The sequence below is a fragment of the Minwuia sp. IMCC3060 genome, assembly GCF_029909435.1.
In the GTDB taxonomy this organism is placed as follows: Bacteria; Pseudomonadota; Alphaproteobacteria; order Minwuiales; family Minwuiaceae; genus Minwuia.
The window spans coordinates 1134284-1156764 of sequence record NZ_CP123782.1 but is presented as its reverse complement, the minus strand read 5'-3'; the positions used below and the strand labels follow the sequence as shown (position 1 = coordinate 1156764).

The 22481-nt window shown below is 65.3% G+C and carries 17 protein-coding genes and 1 riboswitch; of the genes, 11 read left to right on the top strand and 6 right to left on the bottom strand.

Annotation, left to right across the window (positions count from 1 at the left end; genetic code table 11):
• A complete protein-coding gene (locus QGV54_RS05450; RefSeq protein ID WP_281017858.1) occupies positions 1–1407 on the bottom strand; it encodes an amidase in 1407 nt (468 codons plus the stop codon).
• A gap of 100 nt (positions 1408–1507) precedes the next feature.
• On the opposite strand from QGV54_RS05450, the gene QGV54_RS05445 reads away from it, so the two are divergent.
• The 4 genes from QGV54_RS05445 (at position 1508) to QGV54_RS05430 (ending at position 7339) form a co-directional block, all read left to right on the top strand.
• Positions 1508–2653 carry an FAD-dependent oxidoreductase gene (locus QGV54_RS05445; protein WP_281017859.1) on the top strand — a complete coding sequence of 382 codons (1146 nt, stop codon included), beginning with the start codon at positions 1508–1510 and terminating at the stop codon, positions 2651–2653.
• Positions 2650–3687 (top strand): cyclase family protein, encoded by a 1038-nt coding sequence (locus QGV54_RS05440; RefSeq protein ID WP_281017860.1) that lies wholly within the window; start codon positions 2650–2652, stop codon positions 3685–3687. Before QGV54_RS05445 ends, QGV54_RS05440 begins: the two co-directional genes overlap by 4 nt.
• A gap of 101 nt (positions 3688–3788) precedes the next feature.
• Positions 3789–5015, top strand: coding sequence for an MFS transporter (locus QGV54_RS05435; RefSeq protein ID WP_281017861.1), 1227 nt, complete (start codon positions 3789–3791; stop codon positions 5013–5015).
• Between the two features lie 227 nt (positions 5016–5242).
• The gene (locus tag QGV54_RS05430) at positions 5243–7339 is read left to right on the top strand and encodes a sodium-translocating pyrophosphatase (protein WP_281017862.1); all 2097 of its coding nucleotides are present in this window, start codon (positions 5243–5245) and stop codon (positions 7337–7339) included.
• 195 nt (positions 7340–7534) lie between these two features.
• On the opposite strand, the gene QGV54_RS05425 is transcribed toward QGV54_RS05430, so the two are convergent.
• From QGV54_RS05425 to QGV54_RS05415, 3 genes are all read right to left on the bottom strand, one after another.
• The gene (locus tag QGV54_RS05425; RefSeq protein WP_281017863.1) at positions 7535–8284 is read right to left on the bottom strand and encodes a YebC/PmpR family DNA-binding transcriptional regulator; all 750 of its coding nucleotides are present in this window, start codon (positions 8282–8284) and stop codon (positions 7535–7537) included.
• 151 nt (positions 8285–8435) lie between these two features.
• Positions 8436–10001, bottom strand: coding sequence for a cisplatin damage response ATP-dependent DNA ligase (locus QGV54_RS05420; protein ID WP_281019887.1), 1566 nt, complete (start codon positions 9999–10001; stop codon positions 8436–8438).
• Positions 10001–11044 carry a ligase-associated DNA damage response exonuclease gene (locus QGV54_RS05415; protein WP_281017864.1) on the bottom strand — a complete coding sequence of 348 codons (1044 nt, stop codon included), beginning with the start codon at positions 11042–11044 and terminating at the stop codon, positions 10001–10003. Before QGV54_RS05415 ends, QGV54_RS05420 begins: the two co-directional genes overlap by 1 nt.
• Before the next feature lie 85 nt (positions 11045–11129).
• On the opposite strand from QGV54_RS05415, the gene QGV54_RS05410 reads away from it, so the two are divergent.
• The 4 genes from QGV54_RS05410 (at position 11130) to QGV54_RS05395 (ending at position 16087) form a co-directional block, all read left to right on the top strand.
• Positions 11130–12182, top strand: a complete 1053-nt coding sequence (locus QGV54_RS05410) for a 3-carboxy-cis,cis-muconate cycloisomerase (RefSeq protein ID WP_281017865.1) — start codon at positions 11130–11132, stop codon at positions 12180–12182.
• A 162-nt stretch (positions 12183–12344) separates the two neighbouring features.
• Positions 12345–13961 carry a gamma-glutamyltransferase gene (gene ggt, locus QGV54_RS05405; RefSeq protein WP_281017866.1) on the top strand — a complete coding sequence of 539 codons (1617 nt, stop codon included), beginning with the start codon at positions 12345–12347 and terminating at the stop codon, positions 13959–13961.
• Between the two features lie 142 nt (positions 13962–14103).
• Positions 14104–14631 (top strand): PAS domain-containing protein, encoded by a 528-nt coding sequence (locus QGV54_RS05400; protein WP_281017867.1) that lies wholly within the window; start codon positions 14104–14106, stop codon positions 14629–14631.
• 31 nt (positions 14632–14662) lie between these two features.
• A riboswitch (SAM riboswitch) is annotated at positions 14663–14740 on the top strand.
• Positions 14741–14794: 54 nt separating this feature from the next.
• The gene (locus tag QGV54_RS05395) at positions 14795–16087 is read left to right on the top strand and encodes a PLP-dependent transferase (protein WP_281017868.1); all 1293 of its coding nucleotides are present in this window, start codon (positions 14795–14797) and stop codon (positions 16085–16087) included.
• A gap of 60 nt (positions 16088–16147) precedes the next feature.
• Here the strand turns inward: QGV54_RS05395 and QGV54_RS05390 are convergent, their stop codons facing one another.
• Entirely contained in the window at positions 16148–17095 is a 948-nt protein-coding gene (locus QGV54_RS05390; protein WP_281017869.1) for a LysR family transcriptional regulator, read from the bottom strand.
• 256 nt (positions 17096–17351) lie between these two features.
• Here QGV54_RS05390 and QGV54_RS05380 point away from each other — a divergent pair, with 256 nt between their 5' ends.
• The 3 genes from QGV54_RS05380 to QGV54_RS05370 are packed head-to-tail and all read left to right on the top strand — an operon-like array spanning position 17352 to position 19651.
• Positions 17352–17867 carry a glutathione S-transferase family protein gene (locus QGV54_RS05380; RefSeq protein ID WP_348638771.1) on the top strand — a complete coding sequence of 172 codons (516 nt, stop codon included), beginning with the start codon at positions 17352–17354 and terminating at the stop codon, positions 17865–17867.
• Between the two features lie 47 nt (positions 17868–17914).
• Positions 17915–18904 (top strand): CmcJ/NvfI family oxidoreductase, encoded by a 990-nt coding sequence (locus tag QGV54_RS05375; protein ID WP_281017870.1) that lies wholly within the window; start codon positions 17915–17917, stop codon positions 18902–18904.
• 33 nt (positions 18905–18937) lie between these two features.
• Positions 18938–19651, top strand: a complete 714-nt coding sequence (locus tag QGV54_RS05370; protein WP_281017871.1) for an SDR family NAD(P)-dependent oxidoreductase — start codon at positions 18938–18940, stop codon at positions 19649–19651.
• Between the two features lie 30 nt (positions 19652–19681).
• Here the strand turns inward: QGV54_RS05370 and polA are convergent, their stop codons facing one another.
• Complete coding sequence (gene polA, locus QGV54_RS05365; protein ID WP_281017872.1) at positions 19682–22474, bottom strand: DNA polymerase I; 2793 nt, start codon at positions 22472–22474, stop codon at positions 19682–19684.
• Positions 22475–22481: the final 7 nt, after the last annotated feature.

Genomic DNA, 22481 nt, shown 5'->3' with positions numbered 1-22481 from the left:
TCAGAGCTCCGGGCGGTGGTGCCGATACAGCGGTTTCGCATCCTCGTAGGCCTGGGCCGCGCGCAGCACCGTCGCATCGTCGAACATGCGCCCCACGATCTGCAGGCCGATGGGCAGACCATCCGTCGTGAAGCCGCAGGGCACCGAACAGGCCGGCTGCTGCGTCAGGTTGAAGGGATAGGAGAAGGGCGTCCAGGCAACCCAGCTGTTCTCCGCGTCCTCCGCCCAGCCTTCCGGCACCAGCCGGTCAACATCGAACGCCGGCACGGCCAGGGTCGGGGTCAGCAGCAGGTCATATTTCGACATGAAGACCTTCACCGCCGAACTGAAGGCGGCACGGTCCCGCTGTGCATCCATGTAGTCACCCAGACTGATCCCGGCGGCGTCATCCAGTACCTTCGACAGACCGGGATCGAGCTTTGCACGCTGGTCCGGCGGCAGGTCGCGCAGGGCGCCATAGGCCCCCGACTGCCAGAGCGTGTTGAAGATGCCCACGGGGTCATCGGTGAACGGATCGCATTCCTCCACCTCAGCGCCCATTTCGGCGAACAGCCGCGCGGCCTCCGCAACGCTGGCCGCCACTTCCCCGTCAACAGTCGCATGGCCCAGCGCCGGGCTGTAGGCGACCTTCATACCCTTCACGCCACCGGAAAGGGCCGCCAGGTGAACGGGACCGGAGGGCTGCGTGTACCAGTCCTGCGTATCCTCCCCCATCATGACATTCAGCATCAGCACCGAATCCGCGACTGTCCGGGTCAGCGGCCCGGCGTGGGCCAGCGTGCCCATCGGGCTTGGCGGAAAATAGGGCACCCGGCCAAACGACGGCTTGTGACCGAACACCCCTGCGAAGCCCGCAGGAATGCGGATGGAACCGCCGCCATCGGTCCCTAGATGCAGCACACCCATCTCCGCCGCCGCGGCAGCAGACGCACCGCCCGAGGAACCACCGGGAGTACGATCCGTGTTCCAGGGGTTGCGGGTAGGGCCTTCCGCCGGGCTGTCGGTGACACCCTTCCAGCCGAACTCCGGCGTGTTGGTCTTGCCCAGGATCACCGCACCGGCATTGCGCAGGCGCGCGACCGTCGGCGCATCCTCCGGGTCCGGTGTGTCCGGTGTCGTCAGAGAGCCCTTGCGGTTGCTCATCCCCTTGACGGCGAACAGGTCCTTGATGCTGGTCGGCACCCCGTCGATCGGCGACAGCGGCGTGCCTTTCAGCCAGCGCTCGGTCGAGCGCGCGGCGGCAGCCATGGCTTCCTCCCTGTCGAGCACACGGAAGGCGTTCAGCCGACCATCGACCGCATCGATCCGGTCGAAAACCGCGCCGGCAACCTCGACCGGGCTGAACTCCCCCTTCTCGTAACCCACAGCCAGGTCGCCCGCTGTCTTTCTGATCAGTTCGTCCGCCATCTTGGCCCCTCTCCGGTTCCTGCCTCTCGTCGCTGATGCATTGTCACGCAGGCGATGCCGTCCGACAATGCACCCTTGTCGTGGAAGGGGGCTGCATCGAATGACGGACGTCAGGATAGCCATTGTCGGCGGCGGCATGGCGGGCGCATCGGCCGCCTGCCTGATCGCGGAGGAATCGGGCAACGGCGCGGATATCGTGGTGCTGGAGCGGGAATCGCAGCCCGGCTATCACACCACCGGCCGCTCCGCCGCGATGTACACGGAAGTCTATGGCAACGATGTCATTCGCGCCCTGGTCCGTGCCGGCCGGGACTTCATGGAACACCCTGCCGAACGCTACGCCGACCATCCGCTGCTGACCCCGCGCGGCGCGCTGATGGTCGCGAACAGCGGCGAGGCGGAACGGCTGGATGCCTTCATGGAGGAAATGCAGCGCCCGGACGTGCTGACCCGCGTCGATGCCGCGCGCTGCAGGGAAATCTGCCCGGCGCTGCGTCAGGACCAGCTTTCGGGTGGTGTCCACGAACCGCTGGCCATGGACATCGACGTGCACGGCATGCTGCAGGGCTTCGTCCGGGTCTTTCGGGGCCTCGGCGGGCGAATCATCGGCGACGCGGCTGTCACGGCCATCGAACGCGGCGGCGATGGTTTCCGTATCGCGACCACCGCAGGCGAATTCCGGGCGGAGATCGTCATCAACGCCGCCGGAGCCTGGGGCGACGAACTGGCCGCGATGGCCGGGGCCGCACCCGTCGGGCTGGTGCCGAAGCGGCGCACGGCGATCACCTTCGACCCGGCGCCGGGCACTGATGTCAGCAGCTGGCCGCTGACGTTCGAACTGGGCGGCGGCTGGTACTTCAAGCCTGATGCCGGGCGCATTCTCGCCTCCCCCGCCGACGAGACACCCTCCGCGCCCTGCGATGCGCAGCCCGACGAGATGGACATCGCCATCTGCGTCGACCGCATCCAGAATGCCACTGACCTGCAGGTCCGCCGTCTGGCCAGCAGCTGGGCCGGACTGCGCTGCTTCGTGGACGACCATTCGCCCGTGAACGGTTTCGACGACGCGGTCGAAGGTTTCTACTGGCTGGTCGGCCAGGGCGGCTATGGCATCAAGACCTCACCGGCCATGGGCCGCGTCGCCGCCGCACAGATCGCGGGCAAGCCGGTACCGGCCGATATTCTGGACCAGGGACTGTCAGTCGACAGTCTCTCGGTCCATCGCTTCAGGGGAGAGAACGGATGAGCACGACACGCTGGAAGAACCGGCCGGAAGGGTCGAACTGGGGTAACTTCGGTGACGATGACCAGCTTGGCCGCATCAACCTGATCACGCCGGAGAAGGTGCGTCAGGGTGTAGCCGAGGTGCGGGAGGGCCGGACCTTCTGCCTCAGCCTGCCGCTCGACTATCCCGGCGGCAACATGCTGAACGAACGCCGCCACCCGCCGCACCGCCAGCCGACATTCCTGGGCGACAAGCCCTACATCAACTTCCCTCTGCGCAACATCGACGGGCAAAACACCGATGTGGTCAGCGACGATCAGGTGACGATCTGCCTGCAGTATTCCACCCAGTGGGACGCGCTTTCCCACGTCGGATCCTTCTTCGATGCCGACGGCGATGGGGAGGCAGAGAAGGTCTACTACAACGGCTTCCGTGCCGGTGAACATGTTGTCGGCCCGAAGTCCTGGGACGGGGAGGACAGCGACGCGCAGCTTTTCGGCGCCAGGTCCCTCGGTATCGAGAACTTCGCCTACCATGGCATCCAGGGTCGCGCGGTGCTGGTGGATCTGGAGGCACATGTGGGGCGGGAGCGCGTCTACGTCGGCCACGACCGGCTGATGCAGATCATGCAGGATGACGGCGTCGTCGTGGAACCGGGCGACATGCTGCTTTTCCGCACCGGCTTCGCCGACGAGATCCTGTCGATGAACCGCCAGCCGACGAAGGAGCGGCTGGAGAACAGCTGTGCCGTGCTGGATGGCCGCGACCAGAAACTGCTCGACTGGATCACTGATTCAGGCGTCGCCGCCCTGATCGCCGACAACTACGCCGTCGAAGGCATTCCTGCACAGCCGAAGGAAGGCCCGCGCCCTGCCCTGCCGCTGCATCACCATTGCCTGTTCAAGCTGGGCCTGCCGCTGGCGGAACTCTGGTTCCTGTCGGAACTGGCCGACTGGCTACGCGCCAACAACCGTAACCGCTTCCTGCTCACCGCACCGCCCCTGCGCCTGCCCGGCGCAGTCGGCAGCCCGGCAACGCCGATAGCGACCGTCTAGGCGGGCGCGGCGGCTGCAGGGGCCAGTCTCATTCCACGCAACCCAACTGTGCAAAATTGGTTTGGCGGCAGGCGCGGTGACTGCGTATGTTCCCGGCCATCATGACAAACACATCCCCAGAGGCTGAAGTCCCCGCCGGTTTCAGCAGCATCCGCCGCAACGTCATCCTGCTTTCGATCTGCCAGGCGCTGTTCACCTCCACCTCCGCGATCATGATCGCGCTGGGTGGACTGATCGGGTTCAGCCTGGCGGAGGACAAGGCACTGGCGACACTGCCCGTGACTGCCGTGGTCGCAGGCACGGCGCTGATGACAATTCCGGCGGCGATGCTGATGGGACGTGTTGGCCGACGCGCGGGCTTCATCTTCGGCACGATGCTGGGCACGGCAGGAACCCTGCTGGGGGTGGTGGCGCTGTACCAGGCCAACTTCTGGCTGTTCTGCTGCGCCACCGGGCTGGTCGGCATGTTCTCCGCCTTCGGACAGCAGTATCGCCATGCCGCAGTGGACATGGCCCCGCCGCTGTTGCGCGGCCAGGCGGTTTCCCTGGTGATGGCCGGTGGTGTCGTCGCCGGTTTCCTGGGGCCGGAGCTGGCCAAGTGGACCAAGGACATGATCGAGCCGATCACCTTCGCCGGCAGCTACATCGCGGCGTCCGGCCTGACGGTCCTATCGGCGCTGATCCTGATGGGCCTGCGAATCCCCAAGCCGGTTCGCCATACCGCCGCAACGCGTGGCCGCCCGTTCTGGGAGATCGCGAAGCAGCCGGTCTTCTGGGTCGCCGCCGGTTCCGCCATGGCCGGATTCGGGGCCATGAGCCTGATCATGACCGCCACCCCGCTGGCCATGGTTGCCTGCGGGCATGACTTCAACAGTTCCGCGACCGTGATCCAGTGGCATGTGGTCGGCATGTTCGCCCCCAGCTTCTTCACCGGCATCCTGATCCGGAAATTCGGTGTGCTGCGCATCATCGCGGCCGGTGCGGTACTGAACATGATCTGCATCGCGACAGCCCACTCCGGTCTCGAGTTCCTGCACTTCTGGAGCGCACTGATCCTGCTGGGCATCGGCTGGAACTTCATGTTCGTCGGCGGCACCACCCTGCTGGCCGAGGCACATACCCCGGCGGAGGCCGCGCGGGTCCAGGGCATCAACGACTTCATGGTCTTCGGTGTCGTCGCGGTCAGCTCCCTCAGCTCGGGCCAGTTGCTGCACGCCTTCGGCTGGGACGTGGTCACCACAGCCGCCCTGCCGATGATCAGCCTTGCCCTGCTGGCCACCCTGTGGCTGGCCCTGCACCGCCGCCGCATGGCGGGCGCCGGAGTCTGAAGCGGACCTGCAGGTGATCTGCCATGCGGGACGACGTCACCGCACCGCCTTGCATGGTGCGCCGCACTTTGGCATAAGCCAGCGCAACTGACCTGGCGGGAGCTTGCCGGGATGGGGTCCGCGTGGCGGATTCGGTGCTGCTCCCGATCACCAGAACATCAGTCTCGCAACGGTCCGGCGCCATGCCGGGTCTCTCACGCGTCTTTGACACAGGGGACAAGAAGAAAATGACAGCAATGCTTTGGGCCGTGATCGGCTGCGGCGTGCTGGCGCTGATCTACGGCATCGTCACGGCGAAGAGTGTTCTCTCCTCTTCGGCCGGCAATGCCCGGATGCAGGAAATCGCCGGCGCCATCCAGGAAGGCGCTTCCGCCTACCTCAATCGTCAGTACAAGACCATCGCCATCGTCGGTGTGGTCGTCACCATCGTGCTCGGCCTGCTTCTGGGCTGGCTCGTCGCCATTGGCTTCGTCATCGGCGCGGTACTCTCCGGTGCCACCGGCTTCATCGGCATGAACGTTTCCGTTCGCGCCAACGTCCGCACCACCGAAGCCGCCCGCCAGAGCCTGGGCGCTGGCCTGTCCGTCGCGTTCCGCGCCGGTGCCGTCACCGGCATGCTGGTTGCCGGTCTGGCCCTGCTGGCCTGTGCCGGTTACTACGGCGTGCTGCTGAGCATGGGCATTGAAGGCCGTCCGCTGATCGACAGCCTGATCGCACTGGGTTTCGGTGCGTCCCTGATCTCCATCTTCGCCCGTCTCGGTGGCGGCATCTTCACCAAGGGTGCTGACGTCGGTGCCGACCTGGTCGGCAAGGTCGAGGCCGGTATCCCCGAGGATGACCCCCGTAACCCGGCGGTGATCGCCGACAACGTCGGTGACAATGTGGGCGACTGTGCCGGCATGGCCGCTGACCTGTTCGAGACCTATGCCGTGACCATCGTCGCGACCATGGTCCTGGCCTCGATCCTGTTCATCGGCTCCACGGCGGAAGCCGCGATGATGTACCCGCTGGCCATCGGTGCCGTCGCCATTCCGGCGTCGATCATCGGGACCTTCTTTGTCCGCCTGGGTTCGTCCAACAACATCATGGGCGCGCTCTACAAGGGCTTCATCGTCTCGGCCGTGCTGTCGGCAATCGCCTTCTACCCGGTCACCGAGTTCATTCTCGGCACCGGCGCCATCGAAGGCGTGGCCTTCACCGGCATGGACCTGTTCTGGTGTGCGCTCACCGGTCTGGTGATCACCGGCCTGCTCATCTGGGTGACCGAGTACTATACCTCGACCGAGTATCGCCCGGTGCGTTCGGTGGCCGCGGCCTCCGAGACCGGTCATGCGACCAACATCATCCAGGGTCTGGCCATCGGCATGGAATCGACCGCGATCCCCGCGATCATCATTTCCGCCGGTATCATCATCACCTACAGCCTGGCGGGCCTGTTCGGCATCGCCATCGCCGTCACCGCCATGCTGGCGCTGGCCGGCATGGTTGTGGCCCTCGACGCCTACGGCCCGGTAACGGACAACGCCGGTGGCATCGCGGAGATGTCGGAACTGGACGATTCGGTGCGTAACACCACTGACGCCCTGGACGCCGTCGGCAACACCACCAAGGCCGTCACCAAGGGCTATGCCATTGGTTCCGCCGGTCTGGGTGCACTGGTGCTGTTCGCCGCCTACACGCAGGACCTGCTGTACTTCGCTTCCAGGCCCGACCTGTATCCGTACTTCGAGGGTGTCGTCCCCGATTTCGGGCTGTCCAACCCGTTCGTCGTGGTTGGCCTGATCATGGGCGGCCTGCTGCCGTTCCTGTTCGGCGCCATGTCCATGACCGCTGTGGGTCGTGCAGCCGGTTCCGTGGTCGAGGAAGTGCGTCGCCAGTTCCGTGACGACAAGGGCATCATGGCCGGTACGTCCAAGCCGGACTACAGCCGTGCGGTCGATCTGCTGACCAAGTCCGCCATCAAGGAGATGATCATCCCCTCGATGCTGCCGGTCCTGGCCCCGATCGTCATGTACTTCGTCATCCTGGCCGTATCCGACAAGGCGTCCGCACTGGCCGCCCTTGGCGCGATGCTGCTGGGCGTGATTGCCACGGGCCTGTTCGTCGCCATCTCCATGACCGTTGGTGGCGGTGCCTGGGACAATGCCAAGAAGTACATTGAGGACGGCAACCACGGCGGCAAGGGTTCCGAGCCGCACAAGGCCTCCGTCACCGGTGATACCGTCGGCGATCCCTACAAGGACACCGCCGGCCCCGCCGTCAACCCGATGATCAAGATCACCAACATCATCGCGTTGCTGCTGCTGGCCGTTCTGGCCCACTGATCCCGTCTGCCGGTGCCGCCCTTCCTGGGCGGCACCGGTACCGGTTCGGTGTTTCGGACAAGATCAGGGGCGTCGCAGCAATGCGGCGCCCTTTTTCGTCAAGCCCACAAGACCGTCCTGCAGGGGCGGCAGAAACGAAAAAGGGCCTCGCAGTTCCCTGCAAGGCCCTGTTCCGAATACTATCAGCGATGTGCTTCAGGCGGAGAGTTTCGCCATCACCTCGTCATCCACCTCGAAGTTCGAGAAGACGCGCTGCACATCGTCATTGTCGTCCAGCACATCGATCAGCTTCAGCAGGGTCGCGGCCTTGTCCTCATCCACCGGGGTGGTGTTCTGCGGGCGCCAATCGAGGCCGGCACGTCTGGCTTCGCCGAAGCGGGCCTCCAGCGCATCGCGGACGCTGTTGAAGCTTTCGATGGCGCAGATGATCTCATGGCCGTCATCGCTGGTGGCAACATCGTCGGCGCCGGCCTCGACCGCCGCCTCGAACATCTCGTCGGTCGTGGCCGTATCCGCCGGATACTCAACGACGCCCTGCCGGTCGAACATGAAGGAAACGGAATTGGTCTCCCCCAGCGCACCGCCGTGCTTGGAGAAGGCGGAGCGCACTTCAGAGGCGGTGCGGTTGCGGTTGTCTGTCAGTGCCTCGATGATCACGGCGACGCCGCCGGGGCCATAGCCCTCGTAGCGGATCTCCTCGAAATTGTCGGCGGCCCCATCGCCCGTAGCGCGCTTGATCGCCCGGTTGATGTTGTCGTTGGGCATGTTTTCCTTTCGCCCGGCGATGATCGCGGCGCGCAGGCGCGGGTTGGCGGCGGGGTCATCGCCACCTTCCTTGACCGAGACGGTGATCTCGCGCGCCAGTTTCGTGAACAGCTTGGCGCGCTTCGCATCCTGCGCGCCCTTGCGGTACATGATGTTCTTGAATTGTGAATGACCTGCCATGGGGTTCAGGCTCCGCGTTCCGCAATGATGACAAGGGGCGCGCTGCATCGTCCGCGCACGCGGCTTCTCATAGCAGATAAGCGGGTATCCGGGTCAAGCTTGCCGAGCGCGTCAGACCCCGACGACAGGCCCCGGCCACAGGATCAGACAATCAGGCGATCAGTCGTTCCAGGGTTTCCACGTGATCAGCCTCCGCCGCCGGCTTGTCCCAGCGGATGCGGGCGATCCTGGGAAAGCGCATCGCCACCCCCGACTTGTGGCGGCGGGACCGGTTGACCCCGTCGAAGGCAATCTCCAGCACCAGGCTCTGTTCCACGGCGCGGACCGGGCCATAGCGATCCACCGTATTGTTGCGCACGAAACGGTCCAGTTCCTTCAGTTCCGCATCCGTGAAACCGAAGTAGGCCTTGCCCACCGGCACCAGCGCGTCGCCGCGCCAGGCCCCGAAGGTGAAGTCCGAATAGAGCGACGACCGCCTGCCGTGCCCGCGCTGCGCATACATCATCACGCAATCGACGCGGTGCGGTTCTCGCTTCCACTTGAACCACAGGCCACGGGGGCGTCCGGCCTGATAGGGGCTGTCGGCGCGTTTCAGCATCACCCCCTCGATGGCCGGATGCGGTGGATCGGCCCTCGCCTCCGCCAGCCGGTCCCAATCGGTCGCCGGGACCAGCGGCGACAGGTCCAGCCGCGGCGAGGCATGACGCGCCACCCAGTCCGCCAGCACCTGCCGCCGTTCGGTGAACGGCAGGTAACGACAGTCCCGATCGGCATCGAACAGTATGTCGTAGAGCCGGATGCCCACCGGATGCTCCGCCTGCAGTTTCGCACCCACCGTCTTGCGGTTCAGCCGCTGCTGCAGATCGTTGAAACTGCCGATCCCGTCGGGACGCATCACCAGCAACTCCCCGTCCAGCACGGCGTCGCCTGCCAGCGTCTGCATCAGGTCCGGGAAGGCCGTGGAGATGTCGTCGCCGGTACGTGAGAACAGACGCCCCTCCCCGCCCCGCAGCACCAGTTGCACGCGGATGCCGTCCCATTTCCACTCGGCCCGGAAGTCGGCCAGGTCGAGTCGGGACTGCTCCCCCGCCTCAAGCGGATGCGCCAGCATCAGGGGACGGAAGGTCATGGCCTCCGCCAGCGAAGGGCGTTCCGCGCGCCCCTCCAGCCAGTCGAACAGGGCCGTGTAGGGCGGCTCCACCGCGTGCCAGACTTCCTCGGTGGCCGACAGGTCAGCCTCCCCCAGCCGTGTCAGGGCGGTGCGCGCCAGGCGACCCGAGACGCCAACCCGCAGCCCGCCGGTGATCAGTTTCAGCAGCGCCCAGCGCCCTGTCGGATCCAGCCGGTCGAGCCATCCCGCGACCAGATCCGGCACCTCTCCACGCTTCGCCGCCCCCAGCGCCCCGATGATCTCCGACAGGCGCGGGGTGGCATTCGCGGTGCGGTCCTGCGGCCAGAGCAGCGATACGGTCTCCGCCAGATCGCCAATGTAGTCATAGGAAAGGCGAAACAGTTCCGGGTCTGTCCGCTCCGCCACCAGTTCGCGGATCATCGACGGGCGGGCGGCACGCAGCTTCAGATCGCCAGCCAGGGATGCCAGCGCATAGCCACGGTCCGGATCGGGTGTCGACTTCAGGTACGCGGCGATCAGATCCAGCCGGACATTGCGCCCCGGAGCGGTGGACAGCCGGTCGAGCAGTTCGGCAAAGGCCTGCATCAGCACCCGGCCTCTTCCATCTCCGTCTCCGTGTCGCCGTCTTCCTCCCGCCCGACAAGGCTGAGGGCGCGGGCTTCGAGACCAAGGGAGCGGGCGTAGTGCACCAGCGCGTCTTCCCGCCCGTGTGTCACCCAGATCTCCCCGGCCTCCACGTCCCGGATGGTCGCTGTCAGTTCGTCCCAGTCCGCATGGTCGGAAATGATCAGCGGCAGCTCGGCACCGCGCTGGCGCGCGCGGGCACGGATGCGCATCCAGCCGGAGGCCACGGCGGTGACCGGATCAGGCATCCTCTGCGACCAGCGATCCGCCAGGGCGCTCGGCGGGCACAGGACAATCCGCCCGGTCAGCGCCTGCTTCGGCAATCCCGCGACCGGTGCCAGATCACCCAGGTCAACGCCAAGCCGCTGATAGAGAGCACAGAGTTTCTGCAGCGCCCCGTGCAGATAGATCGTGTCGCTGTAACCGGCTTCACGCAGCAGGGCGATGACGCGCTGCGCCTTGCCCAGGGCATAGACACCCACCAGATGACAGCGCTCCGGCGCGGCGGCGACGGAGGCCAGCAGGCGACCGACTTCGGCACTAGCGGGGGGATGGCGGAAGACCGGCAGGCCGAAGGTCGCCTCCGTGATGAAGGCATCGCAGGTCACGACCTCGAACGGTGCGCAGGTCGGGTCGCGACTGCGCTTGTAGTCACCGGAGACGACGATGCGTTCCCCGCCATGCTCCAGCACGACCTGGGCGCTGCCGAGCACGTGACCGGCGGAGACCAGTCGCACCGAAACGTCCCCGATCCGCGTGACCTCGCCATAACGCACCCGCTGGAACGAGCGACCGGCATTGCTGCCATAGCGAGCCTCCGCAATCGCGATCGTCTCGTGGGTGGCGAGGACATGATTGTTACCGGGACGCGCATGGTCCGCATGTCCGTGGGTGATGATCGCCCGCTCCGCCTTCCGCATCGGGTCGATGTAGAAATCCCCCGGAATGCAGTACAGGCCGCCCGGTCGCGGTTCCAGCCAGTTCAGGCGCTTCCCCTCTGCCATGCCTGTCCTTGCCCTCTCCGCGTTGATTGCACCAGCCAACCGGCTGCGCCATGCTTCCGCTCCCACGATACAGGAGGTCGCTTCCTTGGCCATCAGCGCACTTGATCATCCCCTGCTGGCGGGCCTGCTCGGCGACCCGGATATCGACGCATGGTTCACGCCCGAAGCCGAGATCGCGGCCATGTTGCGGTTCGAGGCCGCGCTGGCCCGCGCCGAAGGGGCATGTGGCGTCATTCCCGAAGCGGCGGTCACGGAGATCGTCGGGCTGATCAACGGGTTCAGCCCCGACATGCCGGCCCTGGCTCAGGCGAGCGCCCGTGACGGGCTGATCGTGCCGGCACTGGTCAGCCAGCTTCGCGCCGCCGTCTCCGAACCCCACCGCACTTTCCTGCATTTCGGCAGCACTTCGCAGGACGTGATCGATACCGCGCTGGTGCTCCGCCTTGGTCCCTGCCTGGATATTCTGGAGGACCGTCTGGGGGACATTCTGGCGGCACTGGAGACCTTCTCGGCAGCCCATGGCGCGCAACCGCTGATGGGCCGGACCCGCATGCAGCAGGCCATCGCGATCCGGTACGCGGACCGGCTGGAGAGTTGGATCACGCCTCTGCGGGAAGTCCTGGAGGATCTGGCGATGGTCAGGACTTCCGCCCTCCGGCTTCAATGCGGCGGCGCCGCAGGCACGTTGGACAAGCTGGGCGATGCTGGGCACAGGGTCGCGGCCGCGCTGGGGCGGGAACTGGACCTGCCGGTCCCGGCGCGGCACTGGCAGACCAACCGCCGGGGCCTGATCTCACTGACGAACTGGTGCGCGGCCGTCACCGCGGCGCTGGGCAAGATCGGCCTGGACGTGACGCTGATGACCCAGAACGAGATCGGCGAGCTGCGGGTGATCAGCGGCGGCGGCTCCTCCGCCATGCCGCACAAGGTGAACCCGATCAATGCGGAGGCATTGGTGACGCTCAGTCGATTCGTCGCCGTGCAGTCCGGCGGCATGCAGCAGGCGGCGGTCCACGAACAGGAACGGTCCGGCATTTCCTGGACGCTGGAGTGGATGCTCCTGCCCCAGATCGTTGCCGCCACGGGTGTTGCCGGTCTGCGCGCGAAGGCACTGCTGGGCAGCATCACCATGCCCTGACACCGCGTGATGACCCAGACGGTTCGTTCGGGAGCAAGCGATGGAATGACACTGGTCCTGCCCGTCTGACCACTTGACCCGCAGCCCGGAATGCGTTTGCCGCGCTTGTCGTTGCAGTGCGCTTGTGATTGGCTTCCCTGCAAATAACGGGGGAGGAAGACAATGGCCGCAAGAGCGACATCCATGATCGTTGCCGCACAGCCGGAGGCTGCCGAGGCAGGGGCGGAGATCCTGAAACGCGGTGGCAACGCCATCGATGCGGCAATGGCTGCGGCGCTGGTCCAGGGTGTCGTTGACCCCCAGATGTGCGGCATCGCCGGTTTCGGTTCCTGCCAGGTCTACATGCCGGACCGGGATGTGCTGACCTTCATCGACTTCCACGGCAAGACCCCGAAGAAGGCCACGCCGGACATGTGGGAAGACATCATCGTCGGCGAGACACGGGACGGTTTCGGCTTCGTGCTGGAGGGATTCGTCAACGACCTCGGCTACCAGGCGATCACCACACCGGGCAGCCTGAAGGCCTATCATGAGGCCGTGACCGAATTCGGCACCATGGACTGGGCCGACATCTGCGCCCCCGCCGTGGCGCAGGCGGAGGAAGGCTTCGTCGTCCGCCCGCATGTGCAGTTCTGGTGGGATTCCGGCAGCAGCTACGGTCGCGCCGACGTCACGGACCGCCTGCGGTTCTCCGCCACCGGGCGTGAGGCCTATTTCAGGGGAGACGGCACGACCAAGCGCGTCGGTGACCGGGTCAACAATCCGGACCTGGCCAGGACACTTTCCCTGATCGCCCGACACGGTCCCGACATCTTCTACAAGGGCGAGATCGCGGAACGCATCGCGGAGGACTTTGCCGCCAATGGCGGGCTGCTGGGCTACGACGACCTCGCTGAATACACGTCCACCCGCAACCGGCCGATCGAGATCGACTACCGCGACTGGCATCTGACCACCAACCAGCCGCCCGGCGGCGGCATCATGCTGGCCGAGATGATGAACATCCTGGAGAATTTCGACCTCGCCGGGATCGGTCACAACACGGTCGAGTACCTGCGTGTCGTCGCGGAGGCAATGAAGGTGGCGACCGCCGACAAGGACGGCCACGTGGGCGACCCCGCATTCTACGATGTGCCCATCGAACGCCTGACCTCCAAGGCCTATGCCGCGGAAGCCGCGGCGCGGATCAGGGCCGGAGAGAAGCATCATGTCGAGCGTATCGGCATGGAGGAATCGAAACAGACGACGCATGTGGCCGTCATCGATGCCCAGGGCAATGCGGTCACCATGACCCACTCCCTCGGCATGCCATCCGGCGTGATCACCGACGGGCTGGGGTTCATGTACAACGGCTGCATGGCCGTCTTCGACCCACGGCCGGGCCGGGCCGGGTCGATCGCGCCGGGCAAGGCCCGCTTCAGTTCCGTATGCCCCACGTTCGGATTCCGCGACAACAGGCTGGAGCTGGCCATTGGCGCACCGGGCGGCACCCAGATCGCCATGGGCGTGATGCAGGCCACCCTGAACGTCATCGACCATGGCATGACGATGACAGAGGCGGTCTCCGCACCCAGGTTCTCCGCGACATCCGACATCATCGACGTGACCAACCGGATCCCGCGCTTCGTGCAGCGCGAACTGGAGGCCGATGGCTACGAAGTCATGCGCAATCCGCTGACGTTCGACATTGCGGCAGTGCATGGCATCAGGGTCAGGCCGGACGGCAGCTTCGACGGTGCCGCCGATCCCGGTCATGACGGCGTCGCGATCGGCGTCTGAATCATCCTGATTGCCGCATGATGGATTTTCGTGCTGCAATTGTCGCGGCCAACAGTCTCGGCGGGCGGCGAAGGGACTCGTCAGGGAACGAATTGGCATTTGAAGCGAGATGATGCCTCGCTTGCACAGGAAAGGCGCAATCGTGCTGGACAGAGGCCACCTGCGACCACAACACCTGACCTTGCTTGACTACTGGAGCGGTCTTGAGGCCGGTGGGCGGTTGCCGTCCCGTTCGGCTGTGAACCCGCTTGATCTCCCGCGCCTGCTCAAGAATATCGGACTGATCGACGAGATGCAGGAAGTCGGCGGCAACTACCGCTATCGCTATCGCCTGGTCGGAACCCAGATGAACCACATCACCGGCATGGACTTGACCAACCGCTGGCTGACCGAGGTCAAGTCAGGTGAGCTTGTGGCCCTTCTGGAAAGCCTCTATGCCGAATGCGTCGTCGGAAGAACGCCCGTGTTTTCCCGAACGACAATGCAGTACTCCGATGATCGCGAACTGGAAACGGACCGACTGCTGCTGCCCCTGGCGACCGACGGCACCAATGTGGACATGTTGCTGTTTTCCAACCTGTTCCGTTCGTCCAGCATGACCTTCGGACTCAAGCCCTTTCATTCGGACGATGTCGTCTGGTTGGAGGAGAGCCTGCGCCTCGCCGCGTGAATGCTTGACAGCTCTGACTGATCTTCCCTAGTTTCCCGACCGCGCCGATTTGAGCCAGCTTGCGGGCGCGTTAAACAAATTCCGCTAAAGAGGTGTACTTGCGTCCCGTTCGGGATGTCACCGCCTCCGCTGGCATTATGCGAAGCCGTGAGGACGCAAGACCATGAGCCTGTCATCCAAGAATCCCGAAACGATCGTGCTGCATGCCGGTCACCGCGCCGACCCGACCACCGGGGCCGTTGCCGTGCCGATCTATCAGACCACATCGTACCAGTTCCAGCATACCGAACATGCGGCGAACCTGTTCGCGCTGAAGGAACTCGGCAACATCTACACCCGCATCATGAACCCGACCTGTGACGCGCTGGAACAGCGTGTCGCGGCGCTGGAGGGCGGTGCCGCGGCGCTGGCCGTTGCTTCCGGTCAGGCAGCGAGTGCCATGGCGATCCAGAACCTGGCCCGCGCAGGCGACAACATCGTCTCCTCCACCGACCTCTACGGCGGGACATGGAACCTGTTTGCCAACACGCTGAAGGACCAGGGCATCGAAGTCCGTTTCGTGGACCCGGAAGACCCGGAGGCCTTTGCCCGCGCCACGGATGAACGCACCCGCGCCTACTATGCGGAAACCCTGCCGAACCCGAAGCTGAGCGTGTTCCCGATCCGCGAAGTGGCGGAGATCGGTCGCCCGCTGGGCATTCCGCTGATCGTGGACAATACGGCGGCACCGATCCTGTGCCGTCCGTTCGACCACGGCGCTGCCGTGATCGTCTATTCCACCACCAAGTACATCGGTGGTCATGGCACCTCCATCGGCGGCCTGATCGTCGACGGCGGCAACTTCGACTGGGACGCGGTACCGGAACGCCAGCCTGCGCTGCACACGCCCGACCCGAGCTATCACGGCGCGGTCTGGGTCGATGCCGTCAGGCCGCTGGGTCCGATTGCCTATGTGCTGAAGGCCCGCGTGACCCTGCTGCGCGATACCGGCGCGGCCATGAGCCCGTTCAATGCCTTCCAGTTCATTCAGGGTCTGGAGACACTGCCGCTTCGCATGCGTGCCCATTGCGACAACGCAGTGCGCGTCGCGGACTTCCTGAAGAACCACCCGAAGGTGGAAAAGGTCATCTTCCCCGGACTCGCCGAAGGCAAGGCGAAGGTACGGGCCGATACCTATCTGAACCGCGGTTTCGGAGGCCTGTTGGGCTTCGAGATCAAGGGCGGCAAGGAGGCCGGTTCTGCGTTCATCAATGCGCTGGAACTGTTCTATCACGTGGCCAATATCGGCGATGCGCGCAGCCTGGCCATTCACCCGGCGACGACGACGCATTCGCAGCTAACGGCGGAGGAGCAACTGGCCTCCGGCGTGTCCGACGGCTACGTCCGCCTGTCGATCGGTATCGAGCATATCGACGACATTCTGGCGGACCTGGAACAGGCACTCGCCAAGGCCTGATCCGCGCGACCTGAAAGGCTGCCCCTGCGCATGATGCAGGGGCAGCCAACCGGGGTGGTCTCAGTGACCGCCCGGTATGCTGCCTGATCCGGCCCCGGTATCGAACGCCGCTGCCGCCGCCACGATCTCGTTGCGCAGCCAACGGTGCGGCGGGGATTCGTGCAGGCGCGGGGGCCAGTAGATGTCACAGCGGAAGCCCTCCACAGCGACAGGCAGTTCGAAACGCACGAGATCACGCCACATGGAGAGGATCAGCCGCTCCGGCATGGCGCCGATCAGATCGGTCTGCTCCAGCAACGCGCCAACGACCGAGAAGCCCGGAACCACCAGCGCAATCTTCCGCTTGCGTCCGATCGCGGCCAGGGCGTCGTCGGTTGGTCCCGATGCGTACCCCCGGAACGGGGCGACCAGCAGATGCGAATGGTCACAGAATGCATCGATCGAGACCCTGCCGGACGCGACCAGCGGGTGCCCTGCCCGGGCAACACCGACGTAGCGTTCGTCAAACAGCTTCATCGCGTGCAGCCCCGAAGGCGCGAACTGCGGCACGGTGAGGGCGAGTTCGGTCCGTGCCTTCCGCATGTCGGTTTCCAGGGACGCGGCATCAGCCGGACGAACAACAATCCGCAATCCCGGCGCGGAGGCCCGCAGGCGCCCCAGCAACCCCGGCATCACCAGCGCCAGGGCATAGTCCGTGGCGGCTATCGTCACCGTCCCCTCGAAGCTCGCGGGCTCGAAGAAGGCGGGCGATACCAACGGCTCCAGACTGGCAAGGGCGGCGCGAACAGCGCCCTCCAGTTCCTCGGCGCGCGGTGTCGGCGCGACACCCCCGGTGGAGCGCACGAACAGCGGATCGCCAAAGAGGCTCCGCATCCGCGACAGTTGCCCGCTCATGCCCTGCTGGGTCAGTCCCAGTCGCTCGGCAGCGCGCGAGACATTGCGTTCCGTCAGCAGGGCTTCGAACGCCAGCAGCAGTCGCACGTCCAGTCGGGCAATATCACGGTTCATTGTGGCAGATACCATTTTCATCTGTTGGACCGATGATGAACTGTTCTTCACGCTTTTGAAGCCCAAAAAGGAATGACACCGGCACAGGCGCCCTTCCCTGAATGCCGGTGCGTGACAGGAGGAAATGATGGAGATACTTGCCGATCCGATCACGGTGAATTGCCTCAAGGTACTCGCCGGACTGAAACTGATAGGCACCGACTACAGCCTGACCAAGATCGACTAATTCCAGGGCGAACAGAAAAGCCCCGAGTACATGGCGATCAACCCCAATGCGTCGATCCCCGCCATGCGCGACGGCGATCTGGTGCTGTGGGAATCCAACGCCATCCTACAGTATGCTGCCGACAAGTCGGGCAATGCGCAGGCCTATCCCACCGACCTCAAGACCCGTGCGGACGTGAACCGCTGGCTGCTGTGGGAATGCGGCGCCTGGTTCCCGAGCTGCTATGTCTATCTGGTCGAGAACTGCGTGAAGCCGCTGCTGGGGGCGGAGACCGACCCGGCGGTCCTGGAGGCGGAAGCGGAGAACTTCCACAAGCTGGCGGGAATCCTGAACACGCGGCTTGGCGAAAACCCATGGGTCTGTGGCGATCAGCCGACAATCGCAGACGTGGTGGTGGCCGCGCCCATGCACTTGCATGGCTGGCAGAGGCTGCCCCTTGATCGCCATGCCAATGTGGTCAAATGGATGACGGAGCGGGTGGAAACCGCACCCTGGTGGCAGGACACGCATGTCGGTGAGGGTTTCGCCCTGCCGGACGCGGCCTGATCGCGGAAGGACGCGGTCTGCCCGGAACAGAGGAGCCTGATCGGAGAATGGCATTGACGATGGAACTGGATACAACCGCAGTGCGTCCCGGGGCATTCAACTACATGGCCGGGTCATCGGAGCCTTCGCTGTATCGCAACGGCAAGGTTCTGACGCGCCGCGATCTGGACGGCAGCGACAATGCCTGGATCGGTGTCGACCTGGTGGAGACGGACATGCCCGTCACGGACGCCCGCCAGCTCGGCGCCGGTCGGCAACCCACGCTGCTGCACAATGGCTTCGAGCTGCAGGCGAACCGGCTGCGTGATCCCGATCTCGACTTCTTCAGCCACGACAGCGTGCTGCGGAACTACTACCCGGACTGCGAGGAAGTCGTGCGCCAGGCCACGGGCGCGGCGGTTGTCGCGGCCTTCGACCACAACGTACGTTCCGCCACCGGCAAGAAGAGCCGGAAGCGCATCGACGGTGGCCAGCAGGTACAGGGCCCGGCCCGCGTGGTGCACGGCGACTATACCCTGACCAGCGCCCCGCAGCGCCTGCGGGACCTGACGCGGCCGCCGGGCGCGAACGACACCATCCGCAGCCTGCTGCCCAAGGGGCAGGCCCTTCTGGATCGCGACAGGACCGAGCATGCGATCAGGGACGGGCGTTTCGCCATCATCAATGTCTGGCGCAACATCGTGGCGGAGCCTGTCGAGACCGATCCGCTGGCGCTCTGCGATGCCGCGACGGTCAGGCCGGAAGACCTGGTGGTCTTCGAGATCCACTACAAGGACCGTGTGGGAGAGAACTACTTCGCCAGACACGCCGAGACCCATGGCTGGTACTTCTACCCGAAGCTGACGCGGGACGAGGCCTTGCTGATCAAGCAGTGGGACTCAGCGGGTGAACTGGCCCGATCAGAGGGCAAGACCGGCGACGCAGCCGACAAGCCCTGCACCTTCAGCTTTCACAGCGCCTTCCGGGACCGGACTACCCGGCCCGATGCCCCCGACCGCTGGAGCATCGAGGTGCGATGCGTGGTCCTCTATGACTGACCGGCACGCGCACGGGAAGAAGGTGACATCCACATGCTGAAACCTGACGGACGGGTCGTCATGATCTCCGGCGCCAACCGGGGAATCGGTCTTGCCGCCGCGCGCGTACTCTACGATGCGGGCTTCAGTCTCAGTCTTGGTGCGCGCAAGCCGGAAGCCTTTCGCGACCTCATCACCGGCTGGGATACCGACAGGGTCATCACTGGCCGCTACGAGGCCCAGGACCAGCAGACGCATCAGGACTGGATCGATGCCACCGTCGGTCACTTCGGGCGAATTGACGGTCTGGTGAACAACGCGGGAATTCTGGAGAGCATTTCCGTTGAGGAGGGCTCCGACGCGGATCTGGATCGCATGTGGGCTATCAACGTCAAGGCGCCGCTGTCGATGACCCGGAAGGCATTGCCCCATCTGCGGCGTTGCGGGGCCGGGCGCATCATCAATGTCGCCTCGCTGGCGGGCAAGGTCGTCTACGACAGTGGTATCGGCTATTCGATGACCAAGTTCGCCGCCGTCGCCCTGTCCCACGCAACCCGCCATGCGGGCTGGGACGACGGCGTGCGCTGCACCGCCCTGTGCCCCGGCTACGTGGCGACGGACATGACGGCGAAGGTGGAGAGCGTGCCGCAGGAGGAAATGATCCCTCCCGGCGACCTGGCCCAGATCGTTCTCACGATCCTGTCCCTGTCGAACGCCGCCTCCGTCGCGGAGATCGCCGTCAATTGCCGCGATGGCCTGACCGCCTGACCGCAAGTTCCTCAGATCAACAAAGGTCTATCAGTGCGCGTCGGCCCAACTGTGGCCCTGCCCGGCCTCGGCCACCAGGGGCACTGACAGGCGTGCCGCGCCTTCCATGATCCGGCGCACCGTTGCAATGGTCGCCTCGACCTCCGCATCCGGGGCCTCGAAGATCAGTTCGTCATGCACCTGCAACAGCATCCGCGCCTTCAGTCCGGCCTGCGCCAGCCCGTCGGGAATGCGGATCATGGCGCGCTTGATCACGTCCGCCGCCGTGCCCTGGATGGGCGCGTTGATCGCCGCACGCTCCGAGAAGCTGCGCATCGCCGGGTTCTTGTCCTTGATGCCGCGCAGGTGAATCCGCCGCCCGAACAGGGTCATGACGGAGCCCGCTTCCCGCGCCTCCGCCTTGGTGCGGTCCATGTAGTCCTTCACGCCCGGATAGCGCTCGAAATAGGCGTCGATGAACTGCTTCGCCTCCCCCTGCGGGATCTGGAGCTGGCGCGACAGTCCGAAGGCCGAGATACCGTAGATGATGCCGAAGTTGATCGCCTTGGCCCGGCGGCGGGTCGCCCCGTCCATGTCCTCCAGCGGGACGCCGAAGACCTGGGACGCGGTCAGGGCGTGAATGTCCACACCATCCGCAAACGCCTGTTTCAGGGAGTCGATTCCGGCGATGTCGGCCAGGATGCGCAGTTCGATCTGGCTGTAGTCCGCGGAGATCAGGGTATGCCCCTCCTCCGCGATGAAGGCGGTACGGATCTTCCGCCCCTCCTCCGTCCGGATCGGAATGTTCTGCAGGTTGGGATCCGATGACGACAGCCGCCCCGTCGCCGCACCGGCCATGTGATAGGCGGTGTGGACGCGCCCGGTCTCGGGATTGATCTCCCGCGGCAGGGCATCCGTGTAGGTCGATTTCAGCTTGGTAAGCTGCCGCCAGTCCAGCACGCGCCGGGCAAGGTCCACGCCCTGCGCGGCCAGATCCTCCAGCACCTCTGCGCCGGTCTGATAGGCCCCGGTCTTGGTCTTCTTGCCGCCGCTGAGGCTCATCCTGTCGAACAGGATCTCGCCGAGCTGCTTCGGGCTGCCGACGTTGAACTCTTCCCCTACCAGACCGTGAATCTCCTTCTCGATCTCGGCGGCGCGCTGTTCGAAGTCCGCCGACATGTCCTCCAGGATCTTCCGGTCCACCTTGATCCCGGCCTGCTCCATGCCGGCAATCACCGGCACCAGCGGCCGTTCGATGGTCTCGTAGAGGGTGACCATCCGTTCATGCACCAGTCGCGGCTTCAGCAACTGCCAGAGCCGCAGGGTCACGTCCGCATCCTCCGCCGCATAGTCCAGCGCCTTGTCGAGCGGCACACGGTCGAAGGTGACCTGCGCCTTGCCGGTGCCCGCGACTTCCTTGTAGGGGATCGGCGTGTGGTCCAGATGCAGCCGCGCGAGTTCGTCCATCCCGTGACCATGCTGTCCGGCGTCGAGCACGAAGGACAGCAGCATGGTGTCGTCGATCGGGTCCAGCGGCGCCCCGGCGCGGGTCAGTACCGTCTGGTCGTACTTGATGTTCTGGCCGACCTTCAGCACGCCGGGATCGGCGAACAGCGGACGCAGCAGGTCCAGGGCTTCCTCGACAGGAATCTGCTCAGGATCGTCAGCGGCCTCGCCGCCCAGGTCCAGCTGCCCCTCCGGCACCTTGCCCTTGTGGCGCAGCGGGATGTAGCAGGCCTGTCCCGGCGCGGTCGCCATGGAGATTCCGACGAGTTCCGCGGCGACCGCATCCAGAGACGTCGTCTCCGTATCCACCGCGACAACCCCCGCCTTCTCCGCCGCTGCGATCCAGCGTTTCAGGCTGTCCACATCCTGGACCAGTTCATAGGCCGCATCCGCCGGGGCGGCAGCTTCGGCGGCGCGGGCGGCCTCGACCTCACCTTCCGTGCCAAACCGGTTGCGCACCTTTGTGGTCAGGGAACGGAACTCGTTCGCCTCCAGAAATCCGGTCAGCTTCGCCAGATCCGGCGGACCGATGGTGAAATCCAGGAAAGCCTCGTTGACCGGCACGTCCCGTTTCAGCGTCACGAGCTGGCGGCTGATCCGCGCCAGCTCCGCGTGCTCGATCAGGTTCTGGCGCCGCTTCGGCTGCTTGATCTCCTCCGCCCGCGCCAGCAGGGAGTCGAGATCGCCATATTCGTCAATCAGTTGCGCCGCTGTCTTGACGCCGATGCCCGGCACGCCCGGCACATTGTCGGTCGAGTCTCCGGCGAGGGCCTGAATGTCGACGACCTTGTCGGGATCGACAAAGAACTTCTCCCGCACCTCGGCAGGGCCGATCCTGCGGTTCTTCATCGGGTCGAGCATGGTCACGCCATCATCGACAAGCTGCATCAGATCCTTGTCGGAGGAGACGATGACCACCTCATGCCCGTCCTCCCGCGCGTGCTGCGCGAAAGTGGCGATCAGGTCATCGGCCTCGAAGCCGTCCATCTCCAGCGACGGCACGCCAAAGGCCTCCACCGCCTCCCGGAACAGCGGGAACTGCGGGATCAGGTCTTCCGGCGCGGGCGGACGGTTGGCCTTGTACTCGGGATAGATCTCGGACCGGAACGTCTTCCGCGACGTATCGAAGATGACCGCCAGATGGCTCGCCTTGCCGGCCGACGTCAGATCATCGAGCAGCTTGTAGAGCATGTTGCAGAAGCCGAGCACCGCATTGACCGGCGTACCGTCGGCACGGGTCAGTGGCGGCAGCGCATGATAGGCCCGGAAGATGTAGCCGGAGCCATCGACCAGATAGACCAGATGCTGCGTCTTCTCCGCGCCGGAACCGTCACTCATGGTCGGC